Annotated in this window: 24 protein-coding genes and 1 pseudogene; 17 read left to right on the plus strand and 8 right to left on the minus strand. The window is 54.9% G+C overall.

The window, feature by feature from the left end; genetic code table 11:
• Positions 1 to 157: 157 nt before the first annotated feature.
• Both ACHHV8_RS05270 and tenA read left to right on the plus strand, forming a co-directional pair.
• Positions 158 to 967 (plus strand): energy-coupling factor transporter transmembrane component T family protein, encoded by an 810-nt coding sequence (locus tag ACHHV8_RS05270; RefSeq protein WP_395157341.1) that lies wholly within the window; start codon positions 158 to 160, stop codon positions 965 to 967.
• 19 nt (positions 968 to 986) lie between these two features.
• Positions 987 to 1,655, plus strand: coding sequence for a thiaminase II (gene tenA, locus ACHHV8_RS05275; protein WP_395163426.1), 669 nt, complete (start codon positions 987 to 989; stop codon positions 1,653 to 1,655).
• Between the two features lie 155 nt (positions 1,656 to 1,810).
• On the opposite strand, the gene ant(6) is transcribed toward tenA, so the two are convergent.
• A complete protein-coding gene (ant(6), locus tag ACHHV8_RS05280) occupies positions 1,811 to 2,665 on the minus strand; it encodes an aminoglycoside 6-adenylyltransferase (RefSeq protein ID WP_395157342.1) in 855 nt (284 codons plus the stop codon).
• Between the two features lie 121 nt (positions 2,666 to 2,786).
• Between ant(6) and ACHHV8_RS05285 the strand changes: the two genes are divergently transcribed.
• Positions 2,787 to 3,239, plus strand: coding sequence for an HIT family protein (locus tag ACHHV8_RS05285; RefSeq protein WP_395157343.1), 453 nt, complete (start codon positions 2,787 to 2,789; stop codon positions 3,237 to 3,239).
• A gap of 11 nt (positions 3,240 to 3,250) precedes the next feature.
• On the opposite strand, the gene ACHHV8_RS05290 is transcribed toward ACHHV8_RS05285, so the two are convergent.
• From ACHHV8_RS05290 to pyk, 3 genes and pseudogenes are all read right to left on the minus strand, one after another.
• Positions 3,251 to 3,595 (minus strand): cupin domain-containing protein, encoded by a 345-nt coding sequence (locus tag ACHHV8_RS05290; RefSeq protein WP_395157344.1) that lies wholly within the window; start codon positions 3,593 to 3,595, stop codon positions 3,251 to 3,253.
• An 8-nt stretch (positions 3,596 to 3,603) separates the two neighbouring features.
• Positions 3,604 to 4,428, minus strand: coding sequence for an EcsC family protein (locus ACHHV8_RS05295; RefSeq protein ID WP_395157345.1), 825 nt, complete (start codon positions 4,426 to 4,428; stop codon positions 3,604 to 3,606).
• Between the two features lie 231 nt (positions 4,429 to 4,659).
• Positions 4,660 to 6,079, minus strand: a pseudogene (gene pyk / locus ACHHV8_RS05300) (pyruvate kinase).
• Positions 6,080 to 6,205: 126 nt separating this feature from the next.
• Between pyk and ACHHV8_RS05305 the strand changes: the two are divergent.
• On the plus strand, positions 6,206 to 7,003 hold the full coding sequence (locus ACHHV8_RS05305) for a helix-turn-helix transcriptional regulator (protein WP_395157346.1): 798 nt from the start codon (positions 6,206 to 6,208) through the stop codon (positions 7,001 to 7,003).
• A 36-nt stretch (positions 7,004 to 7,039) separates the two neighbouring features.
• On the opposite strand, the gene ACHHV8_RS05310 is transcribed toward ACHHV8_RS05305, so the two are convergent.
• On the minus strand, positions 7,040 to 7,498 hold the full coding sequence (locus ACHHV8_RS05310; RefSeq protein ID WP_395157347.1) for an Lrp/AsnC family transcriptional regulator: 459 nt from the start codon (positions 7,496 to 7,498) through the stop codon (positions 7,040 to 7,042).
• A 309-nt stretch (positions 7,499 to 7,807) separates the two neighbouring features.
• On the opposite strand from ACHHV8_RS05310, the gene ACHHV8_RS05315 reads away from it, so the two are divergent.
• The 10 genes from ACHHV8_RS05315 (at position 7,808) to ACHHV8_RS05360 (ending at position 18,581) form a co-directional block, all read left to right on the plus strand.
• Positions 7,808 to 9,193, plus strand: coding sequence for an amidohydrolase family protein (locus tag ACHHV8_RS05315; RefSeq protein ID WP_395157348.1), 1,386 nt, complete (start codon positions 7,808 to 7,810; stop codon positions 9,191 to 9,193).
• Positions 9,194 to 9,259: 66 nt separating this feature from the next.
• Positions 9,260 to 10,273: an aromatic ring-hydroxylating dioxygenase subunit alpha gene (locus ACHHV8_RS05320; protein WP_395157349.1), complete on the plus strand. Its 1,014-nt coding sequence runs from the start codon at positions 9,260 to 9,262 to the stop codon at positions 10,271 to 10,273.
• A gap of 306 nt (positions 10,274 to 10,579) precedes the next feature.
• On the plus strand, positions 10,580 to 11,080 hold the full coding sequence (uraD, locus tag ACHHV8_RS05325) for a 2-oxo-4-hydroxy-4-carboxy-5-ureidoimidazoline decarboxylase (RefSeq protein ID WP_395157350.1): 501 nt from the start codon (positions 10,580 to 10,582) through the stop codon (positions 11,078 to 11,080).
• Between the two features lie 82 nt (positions 11,081 to 11,162).
• Positions 11,163 to 11,540, plus strand: a complete 378-nt coding sequence (gene uraH / locus ACHHV8_RS05330; protein ID WP_395157351.1) for a hydroxyisourate hydrolase — start codon at positions 11,163 to 11,165, stop codon at positions 11,538 to 11,540.
• A 95-nt stretch (positions 11,541 to 11,635) separates the two neighbouring features.
• Positions 11,636 to 12,049, plus strand: coding sequence for an amidohydrolase family protein (locus tag ACHHV8_RS05335; RefSeq protein ID WP_395157352.1), 414 nt, complete (start codon positions 11,636 to 11,638; stop codon positions 12,047 to 12,049).
• Entirely contained in the window at positions 11,994 to 13,058 is a 1,065-nt protein-coding gene (allB, locus tag ACHHV8_RS05340; RefSeq protein WP_395157353.1) for an allantoinase AllB, read from the plus strand. Before ACHHV8_RS05335 ends, allB begins: the two co-directional genes overlap by 56 nt.
• A gap of 77 nt (positions 13,059 to 13,135) precedes the next feature.
• On the plus strand, positions 13,136 to 14,446 hold the full coding sequence (gene allC, locus ACHHV8_RS05345) for an allantoate deiminase (RefSeq protein WP_395157354.1): 1,311 nt from the start codon (positions 13,136 to 13,138) through the stop codon (positions 14,444 to 14,446).
• Entirely contained in the window at positions 14,443 to 15,675 is a 1,233-nt protein-coding gene (locus ACHHV8_RS05350) for a pyridoxal-phosphate-dependent aminotransferase family protein (protein ID WP_395157355.1), read from the plus strand. Before allC ends, ACHHV8_RS05350 begins: the two co-directional genes overlap by 4 nt.
• A gap of 65 nt (positions 15,676 to 15,740) precedes the next feature.
• Complete coding sequence (gene ggt / locus ACHHV8_RS05355; RefSeq protein ID WP_395157356.1) at positions 15,741 to 17,336, plus strand: gamma-glutamyltransferase; 1,596 nt, start codon at positions 15,741 to 15,743, stop codon at positions 17,334 to 17,336.
• Between the two features lie 669 nt (positions 17,337 to 18,005).
• Positions 18,006 to 18,581 carry a DNA-3-methyladenine glycosylase I gene (locus ACHHV8_RS05360; RefSeq protein WP_395157357.1) on the plus strand — a complete coding sequence of 192 codons (576 nt, stop codon included), beginning with the start codon at positions 18,006 to 18,008 and terminating at the stop codon, positions 18,579 to 18,581.
• 43 nt (positions 18,582 to 18,624) lie between these two features.
• Here ACHHV8_RS05360 and ACHHV8_RS05365 read toward each other — a convergent pair whose 3' ends face one another.
• Positions 18,625 to 19,494, minus strand: a complete 870-nt coding sequence (locus tag ACHHV8_RS05365) for a YheC/YheD family protein (protein ID WP_395163427.1) — start codon at positions 19,492 to 19,494, stop codon at positions 18,625 to 18,627.
• Positions 19,422 to 19,775 carry a hypothetical protein gene (locus tag ACHHV8_RS05370; protein WP_395163698.1) on the minus strand — a complete coding sequence of 118 codons (354 nt, stop codon included), beginning with the start codon at positions 19,773 to 19,775 and terminating at the stop codon, positions 19,422 to 19,424. The genes ACHHV8_RS05365 and ACHHV8_RS05370 overlap by 73 nt, the downstream gene beginning before the upstream one ends.
• A 275-nt stretch (positions 19,776 to 20,050) precedes the next feature.
• Here ACHHV8_RS05370 and ACHHV8_RS05375 point away from each other — a divergent pair, with 275 nt between their 5' ends.
• From ACHHV8_RS05375 to ACHHV8_RS05385, 3 genes are all read left to right on the plus strand, one after another.
• The gene (locus tag ACHHV8_RS05375; RefSeq protein ID WP_395157358.1) at positions 20,051 to 21,217 is read left to right on the plus strand and encodes a glycosyltransferase family 4 protein; all 1,167 of its coding nucleotides are present in this window, start codon (positions 20,051 to 20,053) and stop codon (positions 21,215 to 21,217) included.
• 186 nt (positions 21,218 to 21,403) lie between these two features.
• Positions 21,404 to 22,063: a chromate transporter gene (locus ACHHV8_RS05380; RefSeq protein WP_395157359.1), complete on the plus strand. Its 660-nt coding sequence runs from the start codon at positions 21,404 to 21,406 to the stop codon at positions 22,061 to 22,063.
• 26 nt (positions 22,064 to 22,089) lie between these two features.
• The gene (locus ACHHV8_RS05385; protein WP_395157360.1) at positions 22,090 to 22,626 is read left to right on the plus strand and encodes a chromate transporter; all 537 of its coding nucleotides are present in this window, start codon (positions 22,090 to 22,092) and stop codon (positions 22,624 to 22,626) included.
• On the opposite strand, the gene ACHHV8_RS05390 is transcribed toward ACHHV8_RS05385, so the two are convergent.
• Complete coding sequence (locus tag ACHHV8_RS05390) at positions 22,600 to 22,938, minus strand: hypothetical protein (RefSeq protein WP_395157361.1); 339 nt, start codon at positions 22,936 to 22,938, stop codon at positions 22,600 to 22,602. The two genes, ACHHV8_RS05385 and ACHHV8_RS05390, sit on opposite strands and share 27 nt — an antisense overlap.
• Between the last annotated feature and the right edge of the window lie 95 nt (positions 22,939 to 23,033).

The following is a 23,033-nucleotide window of genomic DNA, read 5'->3' on the forward strand; positions in this document are numbered from 1 at the left end:
CTGGGGCTGCCTGGTCGGCTTGCCGGTTGGCTTGCGGCTGGCTTATGCCGGCGGAAAGCCTGATTTTCTGCGCGAAGCGGGCGCGGCCTGCCTTTGCCAATGCGGTGACCGGCGCGCGTCCGAAAGGAATTTTGTATATAAAGGGAAGTGAAATGCATTGCTTAACCTATGGACCGGCAAGGAAACATGGCTGCACCGGGTCAACCCAAGCCTGAAGCTGCTGGCTTCCCTCGTGCTGTTCTTTATCATCCTGCTGACGGACAACATTAACGTGCTGGTTAACTTGACCGCTGCGCAGCTGCTTTTGCTGCTCTGCTGTTCAGGTCAGCCGCTGCGCCGCCTGGGCATTATGATGCTTCCGTTCGGGCTGCTGTTCGTCTCCTCGTCCGTTTCGATGATGCTGTTCGGTAAAGGCGACACGTCCTGGTTTCAATGGGGTCTCATTCATATAAGTGAAGAAAGCTTTTTCCGAGGGCTGCATATCGGGCTGAAGACCGTCAATATGGCTTTGATGGGCTTGGCGTTCGCTCTCACCACGCAGCCTGTAGCGCTGTTTTATTCGCTTATGCAGCAGGCCAAGCTGCCGTCTAAATATGCTTACAGCTTTATGGCGGCGCTGCGGCTGATGCCGATCATGGTCGGGGAATTCCGCACGCTCGGCATGGCTTTGAAGGTGCGGGGCGTCGAGCGGAAGGCCGGCTTCCGCGGAGTGTATGACACGCTGCGGCAGTATGCGGTACCGCTGCTTGCGCAAAGCATCCGCCGTGCGCAGCGCATCGCGGTGGCGATGGAGGCCAAACGGTTCTCTGCCGCAAAGGAGAGAACCTATTATTACCGGATCGGCTTCTCGGCCGGAGATGTGTATTTGTTGGCTTATTTGGCTTTGGCGCTGGGCATAGCGCTGTATGTGGGGCTGCATTTTCCTTATTTCCATATAGGAGATGTCCGGTATAAAGTAAATCAATAAGGGAGAGAGACTGATGACGATGAAATTTTCACAAGAGCTGCGGCAGGCTGTAGATGCCAGCTGGAATGCGAGCTTCGAGCATCCATTCGTAAACGGCGTTGCCAAGGGAACGCTGCCTTTGTCCAGCTTCCGCCATTACTTATTGAATGACGCCTATTACTTGTCCCAATTCGCGCGGGTGCAGTCGCTGGGCGCGGCCAAAGCGGACAGTCTGGCTGTTTCGAACCGGATGACCGTTCATGCGCAGGGAACCTTCAACGCAGAGCTGTCGCTGCATGAAACCTTCATGAAGCAAATGGGCATTACGGCGGAGGAGCGCGCGGCGTTCCAGCCTTCCCCGACAGCCTACGCCTATACGTCGCATATGCTGCGTGCAGCCTATAACGGCCACCTGGGCGATATTATCGCTGCGATTTTGCCGTGCTACTGGCTGTATTATGAAATCGGGCAGCGGCTTCAAGGCTCGGCGCCGGATGAACCGATCTACCGCGAGTGGATTGCCGCTTACGGCGGCGAATGGTTCGGCGAGCTGGTCCGGGAGCAGATCGACCGGCTGGACGCTTTGGCCGAGGGGCTGTCGCAGGCGGATTTGGCGCGGATGAAGCAGCATTTTATCATCAGCAGTCACTACGAGTACCTGTTCTGGGAGATGGCCTATACGCTGGAAACATGGCCCACTTACGAGTAGGCCGGCCGATGTTCTGCGGTACAAGCGAACAGCTCCTTTAAAGTAAGGATGAGGAGCTTTGCGTCTGGGATTGAAGCCTGAGAGAGGGGACTTCTCGGGCTTCGACCGAGACGGCGGAAGGAAGTTCGTAACAAGAGGACGATTCATTTACATAATTACTTTAACGAGCTATAAATGCTGGCAGTATACCTGGTGACAGCTTCATCGTAATCCGGGTACACATATTCGAGATTTCCTGCCACCGTTTTCGCATATTTTCTAAATAACTCATAGCATGTAAACAACGATTGCCACATTTCTTGACAGCCATGCTGGGCAAAGGTCGAGAGCAATGCTTCCCAATCTTTCTTTGGAAGGTAATGATTAATAAATTTATAGTTTTTTCCCACGCTGAACGTATACCCTCGCTCCGATCCGATCTGCCAGGTCATCATTCTCAACAAATTGGGCCGTGCAATGCCGTTCAAATGGTCAATGGCAAAAAGAATTTCATTCCGCGCCAATCCTTTCACTACATAGGTTGAAACATTCCAGAATTCATTGCAGCAATCGTCAAATTGTCTCGCAGTCGGTTTTTGAATCCAGTAATTACGGTCAGTTGCAACGATTTCCGTGGTGACCAGCGTATCCTTATCGAGCAAAACTTTCACCAGTCCGTCGCTCTGGGCGAAGTAACTTTGCACCTCGTCCATCGGAATCAGCGTGAGATCCAATTTATTGCCGTCCTCAAAAAGAATAATATATGAAAACCAATTGCCCAGCTCCGGCGGAAAAAGCTCCATAGCTTCGGGCTTTTGCATCATCGCGCGTTTACCGAAAATATGGAGCCAGTCATCATTCTCTTTGAAGGAATTCATATCTGTCACAAAGTATGAAATATCAAAATCCTGGAAGGGATCACGGGGAATATGTTTATTCGTTCTGGATCCTTCCAGGGTGACCAGTCGGATTCTGCTGTCATTCTCGGCAAAGCCTATCAGCATACTCATCATTTCTTGTTCGCTTCTCAAGGTTCGGACCTCCATCTTAACAAAATGTTACGCAGCATGCCGTGAGTCTTACAGCAGGCGCATCCCTGCACTGGTCTATGGTATGATGGATAAAAAGGCAAGCGAGTGAGGAGGATGGAAAATGGCGGTTCACCCCCATGCCTGCTTGGGCTGCCGGTTAGCCCTAGGCATAGAGCCGGCGCATATTGTTTATGAGGACGAACGGATCACTTGTCTGCTGGATATCGAACCGTTATCGGAGGGGCATACGCTGATTTTGCCGAAAAGCCACGCCCTGGATGTGGATGAGCTGGACCGGGATACGGCGCTTGCCGTGATGGACGCCTCCATACGGCTGTCGGGCGTGCTAAAAGCATTATACCGCCCCGACGGAATTACGGTTATTCAGAACGGGGGCCGGTTCAACGACCTGCGCCATTATCATATGCACGTATTCCCGCGCTATGCCGGCGACGGCTTCGCCTGGATGGAACCGGCCGCATCCGGCCTCGCCAGAAAGCGGCTCGGGCTCACCAAAGGACAGATGATCCAAGGGCTCGAACGTCTCAGGCAGGAGGCGGAACGGCCGTATTAAACGAAACCGCCTTATTCATCGGCGGCGATCCGGTCTCCGCGCGTTTGCGGGTGGGAAATGACGAGAAACTCCACATCGGCTTCCGACGTATTTTTCATCTGATGCGGTAAGCCGGGCCCGACCTCAATTCCCTCGTGGCTCTGAAGGCGGAACGTCTCGCCGTTCAGCTCCAGCTCAGCCGTGCCGTTCAGCACGAAAAAAAACTGCCTGGCCTGTACATGGTAATGCCGGATTTCGCTCGTTCCGGGAGGCATTCTTTCATGAATGACGCTCAGATCCCGGTTCTTCACCAGATGCCAGCCGTCGCACGCTTCTCCCCATATATAGTGCTCACCGTTATTTTTGCTGATTTTCATAACCTTTCTTACTCCTTGCGCGGCCGCTGACCGGGATTCGGGTCAGGCTGGCTTTCATTCGGGCGGTCGCTGGCAGGCAGCTCGCGTGCGGATTCCTCCAGCCAGCGGAGCCGGTAGCAGTTCATGCCGACACGGCCGAGCTCCTCCAGCAGCCCGTAGTTCGCCCATGCGCCCACGACTGCGCCGATGCCGGGCACAAGCTGAAGCATTTTGCGGAAATCGATCGTATCGCGGTATTCCTGCTGGAGTAGCTGCCAATCGATATGCTTTACATACGACTCGGCCGGCGGCAGGGATCGTGCCGTTTCCGGCCAGCGGCGGATCGTCTCGAACAGAGGCGGCTTTTTGTTCTGGCTGGAGAAGGCGAGCTGGAACACATGCAGTACGAACAGTCTCTCGCGGTAATCGCGGGTGGAATGGCCGTAGAGATGCGCGAGCTCGAACAAGAACTTCATTTTGATCCCGATCAGTATCGGGAAATCCGCCAGACCGAGCAGAATGCCCCCGGCTCCCGTTCCGGCCCCTTCGGCGGCGGCCAGCTTTTTATAAAAGGCGAGCAGCTCCTCGGCTTTGCTGGTCCGCATGGCGAGCGTTAAGCCGGTCAGCGGCGGATTTTTGGGCATATATTCTATACTGAACAGGGCTGTCTGCACGATGCCTTTGACTGCCGCCGTAATCGTCTGGTGCACTTTATCGGGAATCACTTGATTGATGCGGTTGGACACGGCCTTGGACGTCTTCTCCAAAAAGCCGGGCGGCTTGAGCAGCTCCTTCTCCCAATGCTTCAGCGCGCGGGCGGTCTGCTCTTCATATAGACTCCCGTAGGTATTCATGCGGGTGGATGCCTCCTTCTTGTCGTTCCTTCGTCCCCGGCCTTCTCCATCCCGGAGGAGCGGGTATTCTCATTATACATGGCTTCGGCGGCAAATCCATCATCGGCTTGCGGACGGGGAGCAGGTTGCGGCGATGCGCATTCTCTTATAATGAAAGATGAAAAAGCAGCAGAGTCCAAGAGCGGAGACCCTGCTGCTTTATTTTGTTATTTCTATGCTTTACCGTTCGGATTATACGTGCTGAATCTTGATCAAATTCGTCGAGCCGGATTGGCCGACCGGTACGCCCGCACTCACGACAACCAGGTCGCCGGTTTCCAGCAGACCGGATTTTTGCCCCGATTCCAGCGCGGAGGCAAACATGGCGTCGGTCGAAACGACCTTCGGCTCGATTTACCGGAATGACGCCCCAGAACAGGCTGAGACGGCGCTGCACCCGTTCATCTGCCGTGACGGCGATAATCGGCGCTTTCGGGCGGTATTTGGCAACCATTCTGGCGCTAAATCCGCTTTCCGTCGGCGTAATGATCGCTTTGGCATCCAAGTTAAGCGAAGAGCTGACCGCCGCTTGGCTGATCACTTCGGTGATGTTCGTTTTGTGAATCGCGGTCTTCTTCTGAAAAATTTCATCATAATTCAGAGAAGCCTCGATATTCGCTGCGATGGCCGACATCGTGCGAACGGCTTCGATCGGATATTTCCCTGCAGCCGTCTCGCCGGAGAGCATCAGCACATCGGTGCCGTCATACACCGCATTGGCCACGTCGCTCGCTTCGGCGCGGGTAGGGCGCGGATTGTACTGCATGGAATCGAGCATATGCGTAGCCGTAATGACCGGCTTGCCTACGGCGTTGCCTTTTTGAATCATCTGCTTCTGAATGATCGGCACTTCCTCGACCGGAATTTCGACGCCGAGATCCCCGCGCGCTACCATCAGACCGTCGGAAGCTTCCAGAATTTCATCGAGATTGTCGACGCCTTCCTGGTTCTCGATCTTGGAAATGATTTGAATGTGCGAAGCGTTATTTTCCTCCAGCAGGCGGCGGATTTCAATAATATCGCTCGCTTTGCGGACGAAGGAGGCGGCAATAATGTCGATGCCCTGCTCGATGCCGAACTGGATGTGCATAACGTCGCGCTCGGTTACGCCCGGCAGAGAGGTACGGACGCCCGGCAAGTTAACGCCTTTGCGCGATTTGATGACGCCGCCGTTGAGGATGCGGCAGTGAATTTCCGTGCCTTCGATCGCTTCGACTTTCAGCTCGATGAGACCGTCGTCGATCAGAATGCGGGAACCGACTGCTACGTCGCGGGTCAAGCCGTCATAGGAAACGGACACCCGGCTAGCTGTACCTTGAATCTGCTCCGTCGTCAAGGTGATCGTCTCGTTCGTTTGCAAATGGTAAGAAGGCTCCTGCAGGACGCCTGTCCGGATTTCCGGGCCTTTAATATCGAGCAGAATGGACACGGTGGCGCCCAGCTCGCCGGCTGCTTGACGCACGCGGTCGATTCTTCCTTTATGTTCGTCCAGGTCGCCATGGGCCAGGTTCAATCTCGCGGCGTTCATGCCGGAGCGGATTAATTCTTTAAGAGTTTCTACGGAATCACAGGCCGGGCCCATGGTACACATAATTTTCGTTTTACGTAACATTGGTCAATTTCACTCCTTAGTTAGCTGCTGTTGACCTCATTGTAGGGAAAAATGTCGAATCGCGCTATGAACTATAGTACGATAAATGTATAATAGTACATAATTGATACGGGACGGGGGTTTGTTATGCTGCAGGTTCACTCGGTAGTTCAAGATACGGGCGTCCATTGGTTCGATGAGGGAGAGCGCGGCGTTCATCTGCACTCTATCATCCTGATGACTTACGGCAAATGCTTGTATTGGGTGGAAGGGGAGAAAAAGATGCTCGACAAAGGCGATCTGCTGTTTCTTCCTCAGCAAGCCGCCTATTACGGCAAATCGATTCCGACGGTAACGCATGCTAAATACGTTGTTACCTTCAGCTATGCGGAAGGGACTGCGGGGGAACCGGCGCTGCTGCCCATTCTGGAAGAGCTTCAGCCAAGGCAATGGAAGACCGAGCGGTTCGAGCTGCTTCAGCAGCGGTTCAAGACGATGTTCGATCAGTGGAACGAACGGCTTCCGTACCGCGAAGCGATGTGTCAGGCGCTGCTGCTGGAGTCGCTGACCCACTGGAACCGGGAAATCGACGAGGGGCACCGGTCCGACGTGAAGCACCGGCATGCGGAGCAGATGAAGCAGTATGTGCAGAATCATTACAGGGAACGCGTGACGAAGGAGGAGCTGGGCACCGTTATCGACAAAAGTCCGAACTATGCTGCGGTGCTGTTTCGGGAAATGACCGGGCAGACGATCGGAGATTATATTCATGCGGAGAGAATCCGGCGTGCTATCTACCTGCTTCAGCATTCCCGGATGACGGTTGCGGACATCGCCGAATATTTGGGCTACTGCGATCCTTCTTATTTTCACAAGGTATTCAAACGGAAAATAGGGCTGCCCCCGTCCTCCTACATCAAGGAGAGGGAGCATCCCGCTCAATAGCTTTTCCTTGCGGAATCGTCCAGGCTTGGCTGTGACTCACAGCTCAAGTCCGGTACCCTGCTTGAATCTCCGGATTGTCAAATGCGTTTCCACACGTACTACGCCCTCCAGGGCATATATTTTTTTGTACAAAAACCGCTCCAGATCCGGCTCGTCTTTGAGCAGGGCGTGCATATGAAGCGTGCTGGGGCCTGTCATCTGATAAATGCTGACCACATTTGGATCCTCCGCCAGAGCATTGCCTACCGCCTCTGCATAACGAGGCTCCACCTCCACCTCAAAAAAAACAGGCACCGATTGACCGAGCTTCGTCGCATTGACACGGATCGTGAAATTTTCGATAATTCCAGCCTCCACCAAAGCCTCTACCCGTTTTTGAATGGCAACGCGGGACAATTTCAACAGTTCTCCGATTTTTGAATAAGACATTCTGCCGTTTTCGAGCAGCATTTTTATAATTTCTTGATCGGTTTGATCGACAGCAGGCTGTTCCAACGCAGAGCGCCTCCTTTTTTTATATTCCATGAACCTCTGAAATCGAATGAGAAATAGGATTGTTATCGATTATAGCATGTTTAAAAGGTTTTGTTCTCTCTCGGCAATGAATTTGTTATAAATCGTAACAAAAAACGGATGTTTATATGTTATTCGTAAACAAACAGATGAAAACGGGTTAACAATTTATTGACGGCCTCTCTGAAACCATTTTATAATCATGTCAAGAAATCTGACATAAATTATTGAAGTATTCAACGAGCAGCCAGCGTGAAAGAGCAGGATGCAATTGGTGAGGGAGGCGGCGGAGTGACCAAGAAGCTTATTTATAATGGAACGGTGCTGACAATGAATCCGGATCGCAGCGTATATAAGCCCGGCTATGTGTATATCGAGCACGATACCATTCGGGAGGTCGGCGAATGGCCGCAGGACGGCTCCAAGCAGGCGCTGCTTGAATCTGCAAGCTGGGTCCATGATGCGGAAGGGAAGGTCATCGTTCCCGGACTGGTCAATACGCACACGCATTTGTTCCAGACGTTCATCCGAGGCGTGTCGGACGATATGCCGCTGGCCCAGTGGCTCAGACAAATTATTTGGCCGTCGTCCCTTGCGATGGAGGCGGAAGATTTTTATTTGGCCGCTCTCATCGGCTGCATCGAGAATTTAAAGTCGGGCGCTACCTATATCATGGACCATCATTATGTGCATACGTATCCGGAGAATGACGACGGTGTACTGCGTGCGATGGAGGAATCGGGCATCCGGGGCTGTATGGCGCGGGGAGGCGTAGATTTAAGCTACGAACCGAAACTTCGCGAGACGGAGGAAGAGATTTTCGCTAACACCGACAAACTGCTCGATCAATGGGACGGAGCGGCGTCGGGGCGGATCGAAATTGCGATGGGCCCGCTGAATTTGTACGGATGCTCCAGAGCATTTCTTGAGCATGCGGCCAAATACAGCGAAAGGCGGCAGCTGATTTCCCATATTCACGTAGCTGAAACCAGCGATCAAATTGAAAATACGAAGGCGCGGTTCGGTCTGCGCAATCTGGAGCTGCTGGAAGCTGTCGGCCTCCTTGGGCCGAAGACGCAGGTGGTGCATGGCGTCTGGCTGGACGACGGGGAGCTGGAATCGATCGCCAGGGCAAAGGCTTCAGTCGTGCACTGCCCTGTATCCAATATGTATCTGGCCTCAGGCGTAGCCCGGGTGCCCGATATGCTGAAGCTTGGAATCAACGTCGCGCTCGGAACCGACGGGCCGGGCAGCAACAACTGTCAGGATAACCTGGAGGTATTGAAGTTTACCGCTTGTCTGCACAAGGTCAATCAGCTGGATTCCACCCTGCTGCCTCCGATGGAGGTACTGCAGCTGGCCACCGTGAACGGGGCCAGGGCGATGGGGCGCGAGCGGGATTTGGGCAGCCTGGAGCCTGGGAAAAAGGCGGACGTGGTCGTTGTCGATCTGAGGAAGGCGCATATAAGTCCCGTTCACCGGGCCAGCTCCGCGCTGGTGTATAACGCTAACGGCAACGATGTCGACACGGTGCTGGTTAACGGTCAGGTTGTCGTGGAGCATGGCGCCTGCACGCTGGTGGATGAGCAGGAGATCATACGCCGCGCGCAGGCGAGAGTGGACCGGCTGAGAGCCAAGCTGGCGCCGGAATATCCCGTTTTTCGTGTGGTGGAGTAGATAAGAACAGCCTTGCCGGACTGACTGAATCCTAATTATACATTGAATCTATGGAGGCGTTGAACGATGAAACAACAAGCTGCTGTGCAATTGGAAAGATTGGCCGATCCGGTATTGGAAAATGAATGGCATCCTGTGCTTTCCGCTCAGGAGCTGGGCGAGAAGCCGGTCGGCGTGATCGTTTTAGGCGAACGCGTGGCGGTTTATCGTACGCCCAAAGGGGTTCACGCCGTCCGCGATTTATGTATCCACCGCGGGGCTATGCTGTCCAAGGGCTGGGTAGAGGACGGGGTGCTGGTCTGTCCTTACCATGGCTGGAAGTACGATACCGCAGGCCAATGCGTCTGTATTCCGGCGCAGCGCAAGGACGAGAAGATTCCGGTGAGAGCGAAGGCGACGACGTATGCCTGTGTGGAGAAATACGGTTTGATCTGGGTATGCATAGGAGAGGCGAAGAAGCCTTTGCCCGATTTTGAGGAATTCGATAACCCTGCATTCCGGCCGCTCGCCTGCGGGCCTTACCATGTGAATGCCGCCGCCACCCGCATCATTGAAAACTTCACCGATTTCGCCCACCTGATGTTCGTGCACGGGGGCTTGCTGGGCCATCCGGATTTTGCCGAGCTGCCTGATTTCAAGATTTTCAAGGAGCCGGACCGGATCTACACGGAGGATATTCCGATTTTTCAGCCGGTCGCTCATTCCGGATCGGATGCCGAGGAAGGAACGACTTACGTCTATGTGAAGGAAGTATTTCGTCCGCTGGCGGCCAGATTGTCCAAGAAGGATGCGGATACGGGGCAGACGCTGTGGATTTTGCTGACGATCAATCCGGTAGGTGACAAAGAGAGTGTTGTATACATGGTTGTATCGCGCAACTATGCATTCGATGTGCCGGATGAGCAGTTTATCCATTTTCAAAACACGGTGTTCGAGCAGGACGCCTGGATTATCGAAACGCAAAAGCCGGAGCTGCTGCCGCTGGATCTTCAGGCGGAGCTGAATCATAAAGCGGATGTGCTTTCCGTGGCGTACCGCCGCTGGTTAAACGAGCTGGGCGTCAGGGTTGGGACGGTATAAGGACAAGAATCAATCGGGGAATGGGGCGAGGGATTGGAGGGATTCTCCAATCCCTCGTTTTTTAGATTAAAGGCGGGGGCCGAAGCCCACAGGGGATTGCGCCGGGCGTATCCATAAGGACTGAAAGCGCGCTTGTAAAATACGGTTGGGCTCACCGAATAATTTAGGTTTCATTAGTCCCGATGCACAAAAACGGTCTGAATGCCACGGGAGTCTGTTGACACCTTCCCTCTGCGACCTCATAATCGTGTAATAAAACATAACATATCATAAAGCGATTTATATAAAAAGGAGGCGATATCTATCATGGAAATCACATTGGGACAAGTGAACCGAATGACCTCCGAAGCATTCGCGGAAACGCTTGGCTGGATTTTCGAGCATTCGCCCTGGGTAGCCAAACGGGCATGGACAGCCCGGCCGTTTCAGTCGATCGAGCAGCTGCACCGGGCCATGGTCCGCGTAGTGGAGGAGGCGGCGCTTGCAGAGAAGCTGGAGCTGCTTCGGGCGCACCCCGATTTGGCGGGCAAGCTTCATATGACCGACGCCTCCGTTAAAGAACAGCAGGGAGCCGGTTTGGATCAGCTTTCACCGGAAGAGTTCGAGGCTTTCACCGCCTGGAACCGGACTTATACGGAAAGGTTCGGGTTTCCGTTTATTATGGCGGTCCGCGGGCAGACGAAGGATACCATCGCCGCGTCCATGCGGGAGCGGGTAGACAATGAAGCCGATGCCGAGCTTGCTGCGGCGCTCAGGGAAGTATTCAAGATCACGCGGTTCCGTCTCGACGATCTAATCTCCTTATAAAGCAATAATGATCTGGCACAACGATGCCTTAGTGAATGTTAAGTCGCGCGGCACGAAATGAATGGTGAAAGAGGGGAAGGCGATGGCGGGAAGGTTAACGACGCACGTGCTGGAGCTGTCCTGCGGCCGTCCGGCCGTAGGCATGCGCCTGGAGCTGTTTCGATTGAGCACAGGAGGGGAGCGAAAGTATCTGCTGGGCAGCAAAACCAATGCGGATGGCCGCGTAGATAAGCCGCTGCTGGAGGGAGAAGCGCTGCAGCCCGGCGCGTATGAGCTGGTATTTCATGTGGCGGAATATTATCGGCTGGCGGGGCAGGACCACGGCGATGAAATCTCCTCCGGGCAGTTCCCGTTCCTGGATCAGGTACCTGTCCGCTTCGGTGTCGGCGACTCCGCGAGTCACTATCATGTGCCTCTTTTGGTCGCTCCGGGCGGGTACAGCACGTACAGAGGAAGCTAGTTCTTCTATATAAATAGATAAATGTAAGCAGCCTTAATATAAATTTCCTCAAATAAGCTAAACAGCCAATCAAACGAGCGAAGGAGGAGCCGGCCATGTCTGACCGATTGGATACTATTATTAAGAACGGTTTGGTTGTGTTAAGAGGCGGGACACGGAAGCTGGATATCGGGATTCGAGACGGCTTGATTGCGCAGCTGGCGGACCGTCTGGAATCGGAAGCTTCACGGGTTATCGACGCTGAAGGGCATTATGTGCTTCCCGGTCTGGTCGATGCGCACGTGCATTTGAATGAGCCCGGCATGGGGCATTGGGAAGGGTTCGCCACAGGCTCGGCGGCGCTTGCCGCAGGGGGCGTCACGACTTACATCGATATGCCGCTGAACGGAACGCCTCCGACGGTCAGTTTATCCGCCCTTCAGCAGAAGCTGGATGCCGCTAAAGAGCATTCGCATGTGGATTATGCGATATGGGGCGGTTTCGTGCCCCGGCAACCGGGACCAGCTTGAAGGGCTAGCCGAAGCCGGCGTGGTCGGCTTCAAGGCCTTTCTGTCCGCTCCGGGTGGCGAAGGCGAGGACATTTTCCGCGAGGTCGATGACCTGACCCTGTACGAAGGGATGAAGCGGATCGCCGCGCTGAATGGTGTGCTGGCCCTTCATGCGGAGAGCGACTCGCTCACCTCCCGCTTGGCGGAGCGGGCCCGGAGCGCAGGCAAGACGTCCGCGCTCGACTACGCTGCGACCCGCCCGGTGCTGGCGGAGCTGGAGGCGGTCAACCGGGCGTTGTTTTACGCCCGGCATACCGGCTGCGCGCTGCATTTCGTCCATATCAGCAGCGAGGCGGCGATCGAGCTGATCGATCGGGCGAAGCAGGTGGGGATGAATGTGACCTCGGAGACATGCCCGCATTATTTGGCATTCACGGAAGAGGATATGGAGCGGCTCGGAGCGGTGGCTAAGTGCGCGCCTCCGCTGCGCAGCGAGTCCGAGCAGGAGAAGCTGTGGCGGGCTGTGGAGCAAGGGCGCGTCGATGTTATCGCTTCGGACGATTCGCCCTGCCCGGCCTGGATGAAATCGCCGGAGAGCGGCAGCTTCTTCGACGCATGGGGCGGCATTTCCGGCGCTCAGAACACGCTTGAAGTGATGCTTCATGAAGCGCATGTGCTCAGAGGCATGCCGCTTGAGAAGCTTGCCGAGATGCTGTCCTACCTGCCGGCCAAACGGTTCGGGTTGGATTACCGGAAGGGCGAGATCCGGATCGGCGCGGATGCCGATATCGTTCTTGTCGATCCGAAGGCCGATTATACGCTGGAAGCGGCGCAGCTGTATTCGCGCCATAAGCACAGCCCTTATACAGGCCGGACATTCAGCTGCCGTGTGGCTGTGACTTTGTGCCGAGGGCAGGAAATATACAACAGCAAGGATGGCGTAGTAGGTCCGCTTGGATTCGGCCAGCGGGGCCTGTCATCCTCCGCAGGGGCCGGCGCTGCAGCTCAGAGCGCCGCCGCGGTTGAATAGCGCCGCCCGGAAGCCGGCGAGGTTACCGGGGGGCTCCAAGCGAGCGTCATGCGCAGAACAAGCAAGGGGGAGCAGCGATGAGCGAATGGATGTCCGTTACGGATGAGGAGATGAAGGAGCTCTGTGCGGGCTTCGGGCAAAAGGCGGAGCAGCTGCTGCAGCGGCTGTCGGGCTACGGCGCCGACGCCGCAGGCGGCGTTACCCGGCTGCTCTACTCGGAGAGCTGGGTTGATGCGCAGCAAGCGCTGGCTGAACGGATGGAGAATGCTGGCTTGACGGTCAGCTTTGACCGGTCCGGCAATCTATACGGCCGTCTGGAGGGAACGGACAGCGAAGCTCCTGCTATCTTGACAGGCTCTCATATCGATACGGTTACGCAGGGCGGACGGTACGACGGCGCTTACGGGATAGCCGCTGCGCTGCTGGCCGTCAGCTTTTTGAAAGAACGGTATGGCCGGCCGAAGCGTCCGGTCGAAATCATTTCTTTGTGCGAGGAAGAAGGCAGCCGCTTCCCGAAAGCTTATTGGGGCTCGGGTAGCATAACCGGGGCTTTCCGCGAGGAGGATATGGAAGGGCTCCGGGACGGAGCGGGCATCGGTTTTATGGATGCGATGCGGGCTGCAGGCTTCGGACGGGCGGATCAGAAGGAAGCGGCCCGCTCGGATTTCGCCGCTTTCATCGAGCTGCATGTGGAACAGGGAATCGTGCTGGAAAACGAAGCTTTGTCCGTAGGTATCGTCGATGCGATAGTTGGGCAAAGGCGGTTTACCTTCGAGGTGTACGGCGAAGCCAATCACGCGGGCACGACGCCGATGCTGATGCGCAGGGATGCACTGGCCGGTGCGGTAGAGATGATCCGGCAGCTGCGCTTGTCCGCATTGCAGGAGGGCGCGCCGCTGGTTGCGACGGTAGGCCGCTTGGAGCTGGAGCCGAACACGTCTAACGTTATTCCGGGCAAGGTGACGTTTACGGTCGATGTCCGGCATGACCGGACGGATGTGCTTCACGGCTTCTGCTCAGCCATGCTGGAGCAGTTCTCGGCAATCGCGGCCGCCCAGGAGCTGAGGCTCTGCCATTCGCTATGGATGGATGTGGAGCCTGCGCCGATGACGGCAGCTTTATCGGCAGAAACGGAAGCCGTATGCCGGGAGTACGGCATCCCTTACCGCCGCATGGTCAGCGGTGCAGGGCATGATGCGCAGATGTTTCAGCGCAGCTGTCCGACGGCGATGCTTTTCGTGCCGAGCCATCGGGGAATCAGTCATTCCCCTCTCGAATATACGTCCCCAAGGGACTTGGGAACCGGTGTTTTTGTGCTGGCCCAGCTGCTGTACTCATTGTGTTACACGAACGCCGGCACCGGAACGAACAAAGGAGCGATACTATGAAGACCTACGGCGATTTATCTCCTTCCCCGCGCACCATTATGACTCCGGGTCCGGTAGAAGTGGATCCGCGGGTGCTGCGGGCGATGTCATTCCCGATTCTAGGGCAGTTTGATCCGGAATTTACCGGACTGATGAATGAAACGATGGAGATGCTCAGGCATCTGTTTCAAACGCATAACCAATGGGCGTATCCGGTCGACGGAACGTCGCGAAGCGGGATTGAAGCGGTATTAACGAGTGTAATCGAGCCTGGTGACAAGGTGCTGATTCCGATTTACGGCCGTTTCGGCTACCTGCTGTGGGAAATTGCCGAGCGCTGCGGAGCCGAAGTAGCCACGATTGAAAAAGAATGGGGACAGGTCTTCGACCCCCGGGAAATCATCGAAGCCATGGATCGTGAACATCCGGCCATTGTAGCCGTTGTCCATGGAGAAACATCTACCGGACGCATACAACCGTTGTCTGAGCTGGGCGCTGCCTGCAGAGAACGTGATATATTGCTGATTGTTGACGCTGTCGCTACGATCGGCGGCGTGGAAGTGAAGACGGACGAATGGATGCTCGATGCGGTTATCGGGGGTACGCAGAAGTGCTTGTCCGTTCCGAGCGGAATGTCCCCGATTACGTACAATGATCGCATCGAGGCGAAGGTGCTCCGGCGTAAAAAAATCGAGCGGGGCCTGCGGGACAAATCGGCTCCTCCTGCTGCGCCGGGCCGCACCATTCAAAGCAATTACCTGGACTTGAGCCAGCTGCAGGACTATTGGAGCCCTGCCCGTCTCAATCACCATACGGAAGCGACTTCCATGCTGTATGCGCTTCGCGAAGGTCTTCGTATAGCGCTGCTGGAGGGCCTGGAGCCAAGGTTCCGGCGCCATTTGCTGCACGAGCGGGCGCTGGTGGCCGGTCTTGCCGCGATGGGGCTTGACTTCTATGGAGATCCGGACTGTAAAATGCCGGTGGTGACCTGCATTGAAATTCCGGCAGGGATTGACGGCGAATCCGTCCGTTCCATGCTTCTGGAGCAGTTCGGCATCGAAATTGCGAGCTCGTTCGGTCCGCTGAAAGGGAAAATATGGAGAATCGGGACGATGGGCTACAGCTGCAATAAAAAGAACGTGCTCCATTTGCTCGGAGCGCTTGAAGCGGTGCTTATCCGGCATCGTGCCGATGTGCATGCCGGCAGCGCTGTGCAGGCTGCTTTGGACGTATACGCCGACCAGCTGTAGCCGTTCCGCTTCGTATGAATAATAGGAACGTGTTCGGTAAAATGAACTTAATGGAGGGAGATCCAATGAATCCGATCATGCCGACGGCTTTTCATGCAATGATTGCGACGCCTCACTATCTGGCCAGCATGGTGGGAGGAAGGATTCTGCAGCAAGGCGGCAATGCATTCGACGCCGCGGTTGCGATCAGCGCCGCATTGGCTGTCGTTTATCCTCATATGACAGGCTTGGGCGGAGACGCTTTTATGCTGATGTATTCTGCCAAGGAGAAGTGTATTACCGGTCTTAACGGCACGGGAAGGTCCGGCCGCCGGGCGACGCCGGAATTTTATTTGAGCCAAGGGCTGACCGCGATCCCGCAGAGGGGGGTACAATCGGCCGTAACGGTACCGGGGATGGTCGACGCGTGGTGGGAAGTATCGGCGAAATACGGACGCCTGCCGTGGGACGCGCTGCTTGCCCCTGCTGCCGCTTATGCGGAGGAAGGCTTCCCGATTTCCCGCAATTTGTACTATTGGATATGCCGCAACGAACAGCTCATCCGCGGGCAGGCCGGGCTGGCCCGTACGTATATGCGTTCCGGCAAGCTGCTGCTTCCGGGCGACCGGCTGGTGCAGCCGGAGCTTGCCGCTGCATTGAGGGCCGTACAGGAACAAGGCCGCGATGCGTTTTATAAAGGTAAGGTCATGCAAGCTATCGTAGATGCCATCCGCAAGGATGGAGGCTGTCTGGAGGAGGAAGACTTTGCGAGCCATCGGAGTGATTGGGTGAAACCGCTGTCGACGGCCTACCGCGGTCATGAAATATATCAGATGCCGCCGAATTCGCAGGGCTTCTCAGCTCTGATGATGATGAATATGCTGGAATCGCTCGATTTGGCGGCTGTCCCCAGGGAATCCGCACAGTTTTATCATCTGATGACGGAAGTGGTCAAAAAGGCGTTTCGCGACCGCGACCGGTATCTTACAGATCCGGATTTCGCGGATATTCCGCTCGACAGGCTGCTGTCCAAGGAATATGCCCGCAAGCTGTTTCAGGAGCTGCCGCTTCATCCGCCGCAGGGAGCCCCGTTTCTGTCGCGGGCGATCGGACAGGATACGGCCTATGCCGCTGTGGTGGATGACGAGGGCAACGCGGTTTCTTTTATTCAAAGCTTGTATTTCGACTTTGGCTCCGGATATGTGGCCGGTGAGAGCGGCGTGCTGATGCAGAACAGAGGCTCCTTCTTCTCCTTGGACGCCGGCGAGGCCAATGTGCTGGCTCCCCGCAAACGGTGCTTTCATACGCTGATGCCTGCGATGATCTGCCGCGGCGGCAAGCCGACGCTGCTGTTCGGCACGCAGGGAGGCGAAGGACAGCCGCAGACCCAATTGTCCGTGATGACCGGGGTCTTGGACTACGGCTGCACCATCCAAGAAGCGCTTGCGCTGCCGCGCTGGGTATACGGCCGGACCTGGGGTGAAGACGGAGACGCGCTCCGTATCGAGAATCGCGGCTTCGAGGCGATTGGCGCCCAACTTCAGCAGTGGGGGCATAAGGTTGAGCTGATGCAAGCATGGGACGGCATGATGGGTCAGGCGCAAGGCATTTCGATCGGTCCGAACGGGCTGCTTAGCGGCGCCGCCGATCCCCGCGGCGACGGGATTGCCTTCGGCTGGTAGTCACAGAACCGACATAGAGCCGCTCCCGCGCTTCCTTGGGCGTTAAGCTCTTGCCGAGCGGGCGGGTGGAATCATCGTACGGCGCGGCGCTGTTGACGGGCGGCGGCGCGTTCGGTACGAAGAGACTTTAACGAAGGCGGCGAGAGACGGATCGCGCTTAATTTTCCGACATGCGCGATGCGGTGCTGTGCAGCGGCCGGCCGAGCCCCGCGTGCGGTGCGGAAGGACACCGCTCCGGGGCGGTCTGGTCCGCATTTTTTTCTAGGCCCGTACGGGGCGAGGCCGCTGTAACTAGAGGAACGTAATGTAGAAGCGCGAGCGTTCGCCCTTGCTCCCGGATTTCAACCGCTGCAAGCGGAAGATAACCCAAGAAATCCAGGGACAACAGCGAGCGTAAGCATGTTCCGTACTCGCAGCGATGACTTTTTCAGCGGCCTCCACTGGGCAGGGGCCTTTTTGCTAAGGGTTGATTGGCCGATTTTGTTCTCTTATACTTCAGCGGCTGGACTTCGCTCTTTACGGGACGGGGTCTTTTCGTGCTGTGCGCTTATTCACTTCAAGGTAAATTGGCAGCTTGATTTGCGTTTGTTTTTCCTTAACTATGACAAAACTTGTCCATATGATATGGTATGATCGTTTTAAACGAAGAGAAAGGGAGCGAACAGGCTGATGCAGAAAGAACGCTGTGGGTGGGTCAATTCCGATCCGTTGTACATAGACTATCACGACAAGGAATGGGGGGTTCCCGTTCACGACGACCGCAAGCTGTTTGAAATGCTGGTGCTGGAGGGCGCGCAGGCCGGGTTGAGCTGGTACACGGTTCTGAAGAAGCGGGCCCGTTACCGTGAAGTGTTTGACGGATTCGATCCGGAGCGGGTGGCTCTCTACGATGAAGCGAAAATGGCGGAGCTGCTGCAGGATGAGGGGATTATTCGCAACAAGCTCAAGGTGCAGTCGGCTGTGACGAATGCACAGGCTTTTTTGCGGGTAAAAGAGGAGTTTGGGAGCTTTGACCGGTACATTTGGCAGTTTGTTGGGGGCAGTCCATTGCACCATCACCGGCAATCGCTCGGCGAGGTGCCGGCGCGCACGGCAGAATCCGACGCGATGAGCAAGGATTTGAAGAAGCGGGGCTTCAAATTTATCGGCACGACGATTTGCTACGCGTATATGCAGGCGACCGGGATGGTAAACGATCATACGATCCGCTGCTTCCGGCATGCCGAGGTGGAAGCCGCACGCTAGAGCGTCCCGGGTTCGGGATCTGCGCATTGAACCGGTCCGGACTTTAAAACGAGGGGATGCTGCCTATATCCGGAGCGACCCTGTTAGGGATCGCTCTGGGGGGAGCGGAGGCTTTGTCCAGCAAATATTTGGCATAGGCCATAGGGGTGAAATAAGTAGCTCTCCACTCTTGATTCATGCCTGCCTCCCGGAAGCTGTACCGCTGATCCTTGCTATTGCATTCAATGAAAAGCGGGAAACCGTCTGCGGTTATGCCGATATCCAGCCCGAGATCGGCGATATGAGGCAGCTTTTGTGCCAAATAACGAGCGATGCGAATCGAGAAATCTTGAATATCCCGCACGACTTCGTCCATGTTGAGATGGGAATATTCTTGGCTCAGAATCTCCTTCAGCTTATGAACGGAGCCGCCCTGCGCTACATTCGTTAAAAATGTTTTGGTGGAGGCCACCTTCGCGACAATACCTGTAACCTGCCATGTGCCCGATCCGCCGCGCTGGACCGAAACCCGCAGATCGAAGGGACGGCCGCGGTAGGTAGCGAGAGGAAGACGCTGCTGTACGATGTAGCTTGTGCTTCTTAATCTTTTTTGGAGCACCGAAGGCAGCAGTGAGCCCTTGAAGCGAACGGTTTTCCACTTTTGGTTGTGAATGCTTAAGCTGGCCGGGTACGTCAGCTTCCAGCCGGACGAAATCCGTTCCATCTTCATCACGCCCCGCCCGATGCTGCTTTTATTCGGCTTGATGATAAGCTCATCGTAAAGCCGCATCATGATGGCAATATTGCCGGCCGTCGCTTTATAAGTTCCCGGCAGGTGCGGACGCAGGTTAGGATCCTGGTTTAGCAGCTGTTGAATACGAAGCTTGCCGTATCGGTTCCAGCGGTTGAAAATCTGCTTGCCTGCAAGGGACAGGACCTCAGCTTGCGGTTCTGGCTTAAGCTGGAATAGATCGCGCGGTTGTGAATGACATTCGGCGCCGGGACGTCTTTTTTGGTGAACGCTCCGGATTCCATTACATAAGCGCTCATGAGCCGTCCGGGACGGTAATCCTCGATCCGGAAAAAACAAGGCGTAAAGCCGTATTTTTTTCCTGCTTCTACATAGAATTCAATGGCTTCGTATTTGGTTTTCCCTAGAGGGATTCTGCGGTGTAGCTTGTTGTTAACGAGGATGCCCACATAGGGAGATTGCATGGGATTCACTCCTTCCGCAAAACGGGTATGGTATCTGCCTGACTCTACAGCATATGTCGTCCTTGCCCTCAGTGTATGGACAGGTGCGGTGGGCATTGATTGATCTCTGTGATGCCTGTCTCATATAATCGGTCCTGATTCTGGCTTTGGTCCGTAAAATTACATTTCCGGACTCATTTTGCCTGATCCATAACCTCCCGGCTTCCACCTGAATATAATGAAGCAATTTTCCGAACGATATCGCATTCGGTAATCTTCTAGGAGGGGGCAACAATATGAGCCGACCTGTGGTAGTGATCGTGACCCCGGGCTCTTTTGCTATTCCGTCTGCGGTAAGCAGCTCGGTGGAGCTTGTGGTGGAGCAGGTGGCCAAGCGGATGACGCAGGAGGTGCAGCCGGTCGTATTTGGCAAAATAGTGAAGGGGAGAGCGCTCTCCGAAACTATCGAAGGCGTCCAGTACGTCAGGGTTCCCTGCCCGTCTCCGTTGGGCTACATTCGCCAGGTTGCCCGCAGGCTTGCCGAGCTGCGTCCCGCTATCATTCAGGTGGAGAATCGCCCGCGGTTTATCCGTCAGCTTCGCCAGGCTTATCCGAAAGCGAGACTGTGGCTTTCCCTGCATTCCCTGACCTTTGTTTCACGGCCGCATATCGGTGAAGCCGAGCTTCGAAGCTGTCTGGCTGCCGCGGACCGCATTGTGGTCAACAGCTATTTTTTGAAGGAGCAGCTTATTCGCAAAGTGCCTGCCGTCAGAGGCAAGGTGGCCGTTAACCATCTAGGGGTCGACAGCGGCGCCTTTCTATCCCGGTGGTCGGAGGAGGGGGAGCGGCAGCGGCGGCTGAAGCTAGCGGAGCTTGGCTATACAGGTAAAAAGATCGTTTTGTATGTGGGCCGTTTAATCGAGATGAAGGGCGTTCATCACCTGCTTCGGGTTATGCGGCAGATTGCGGCTCAGGTGCCGGAAGCTGTGCTTCTGGTAGTGGGCAGCGCTCATTACGGCTCGAATAAAATGACGCCTTATGTACGGAAGCTGCACCGGATCGGCGCGCAGATGCCCAAGCACATTCGTTTCGTGCCGTTCGTTCCGCATTCGGAGATCGCGTCCTGGTTCCGTCTCGCCGACGTGCTTGTCGTTCCCTCCAATCATAAAGAAGCGTTCGGCCTGGTGAATGTAGAAGCGATGGCTTCCGGCGTGCCGGTGGTAGCGACGAGGGCTGGGGGCATGAAGGAGATTATCGGCAATGGAGTTACAGGATATTTAATTGGCCCTTCCCAGCTAGACAAGGAGCTGGCGCCCAGAATTGCTTCCCTGCTGACGAACGAAGCGTTGGTACGCCGTATGGGGGAAGAAAGCGTTCGAAAGGTAATGGAGCAATTCACCTGGGAACGGACGGCCATGAGATGGCTGGAGATGTATAGACGAGCGCTCAGGATGAAAAAATAAAAATGAAATAAAGTAGGAGTTTAATTCATAGTATCCCGCTGAAAAAAGAAGCTTTTTCTGTTGTGAAACGATTATAACCATCCCTTTTATCTAAAATAAAAAAGAATTATACTATAGTTTATTTCAAAAAGATAAAAAGTCAGTTATAATGGACATAACAGGTCAAATGAACAGGGGATGCTGTAGATGATTGGGGAACGCAACGGGGAGAAAGCGTCTTTACTGTGGAATTTGTTAATTTCGTTTAGCAAAATAAGCCCGGTAACATTCGGCGGGGGCTACGCTATGATCCCGGTTATAGAAAAGGAAATCGTAGAAACCCGGGCATGGATGGATTCGGAGGAAATGAACAATGTGCTGTCTATCGCTTCGTCCGCTCCGGGCGGGATCGGTGTCAATACGGCTACTTTAATCGGATTCCGATTAGCCGGTCTGCCGGGGGCGATTGCCGCCGTTCTAGGCATTTCATTGCCTACTTTTGTTATTATGCTTCTGTTAACGATCGGATATTCCGCAGTGCAGGACAACAAGAAAATAACAGCGGCTTTTGAAGGTATTCATGCCGCGGTCGTTGCCTTCATTGCCGTCTCCGGCTGGAGAATGTGGAAGTCGGCGGTATATGACAAAACGACTATGCTGATCGTATTGGGGGGCTTAGCTGGACTGCTGTTCACCGGCCTTCATCCCGCACTGCTCCTGCTTATGGGGACAACTGCCGGTTATGCGGTATATAAGTGGAAAGAAAAATGGGGTGTCTTCTTAAGCCGGGAAACGTCCGCCAAGACAAAAACAAGGGCTTCCGCCGTTGTCGATCCAGGTCAATATATTTGGGGCGACGGGATATGAGCCGCGCTGAGAGGGGGCGTTGATCTGTGCTTTGGGCTTTGTTTTGGACTTTTTTTAAAGTAGGCTTGGTTTCCTTCGGCGGAGGCTTTGCCATTTTATCCGTCATTGAGCATGAGGTGGTGTCCCAAGGCTGGCTGACGCCGGGAGCGTTTGCGGATGCCGTCGCTCTTGCGGGCATGTCGCCCGGACCGATAGCTACGAACAGCGCGGTATTAATCGGTTACAAGGCTGACGGGCTTCTCGGAGCGGTTGCCGCATCGGTAGGCATGATTGTACCATCCTTTCTTATTATAATAGCGTTAGCCTTGTTTTTTTATAAATCGAGCAGCGAAAAGTTTATGAAGGCTATATTTTACGGCTTGAAGCCAATGGTTGCCGCTTTGGTACTGTATGCGGCCTACCGGGTCGCAAGAAACGGACAGCCTTTGCTCGGCTTGAATCTGCACACACTGCTGATGGTATTTATTTTTGTCTTTGCGGTGCTGGGGATGGCCAAGTTTAAGCTTCATCCATTGATCGTGCTTTCCATATCAGCGTTAATGGGAACAGCCTTTTTCGTATAGAAAAAGGCTGAGCTTGTCGAAGCCTGAATTTGTGTGATACTCCGGTGGGGTATCCTCCTCCAGCCGCTGTTGAAACTCGTGAATTGGATTAGATTTGAAGGTATTTTCACGAATTTCAAAGGCGGACGTAAACTCTTCCGGAAAGATACCCCACCTGCGTTGGTACGCATGGTTCACTTCGTGTGGCTTTCTTGACAGCCTGAGCCTTTTTCGTATAGAAAAAGGCTGTTTTTGTTTTTTGAAATAAATAGCGGTTCGAGATGGCTGCTGCACGAAGCCGGCTGGGTTTCCGCCTATTTTTACCGGACGCAATGACTTCCTTCTGGGTGAATGCATATGTTACAAATGACTACTTATGGTGAATTCCAAGGAATCGATTCGAGGCAGACAATGCCGTGGAACCATAA

The organism is Paenibacillus sp. TAB_01 (assembly GCF_043945595.1).
Lineage (GTDB): Bacteria > Bacillota > Bacilli > Paenibacillales > NBRC-103111 > Paenibacillus_S.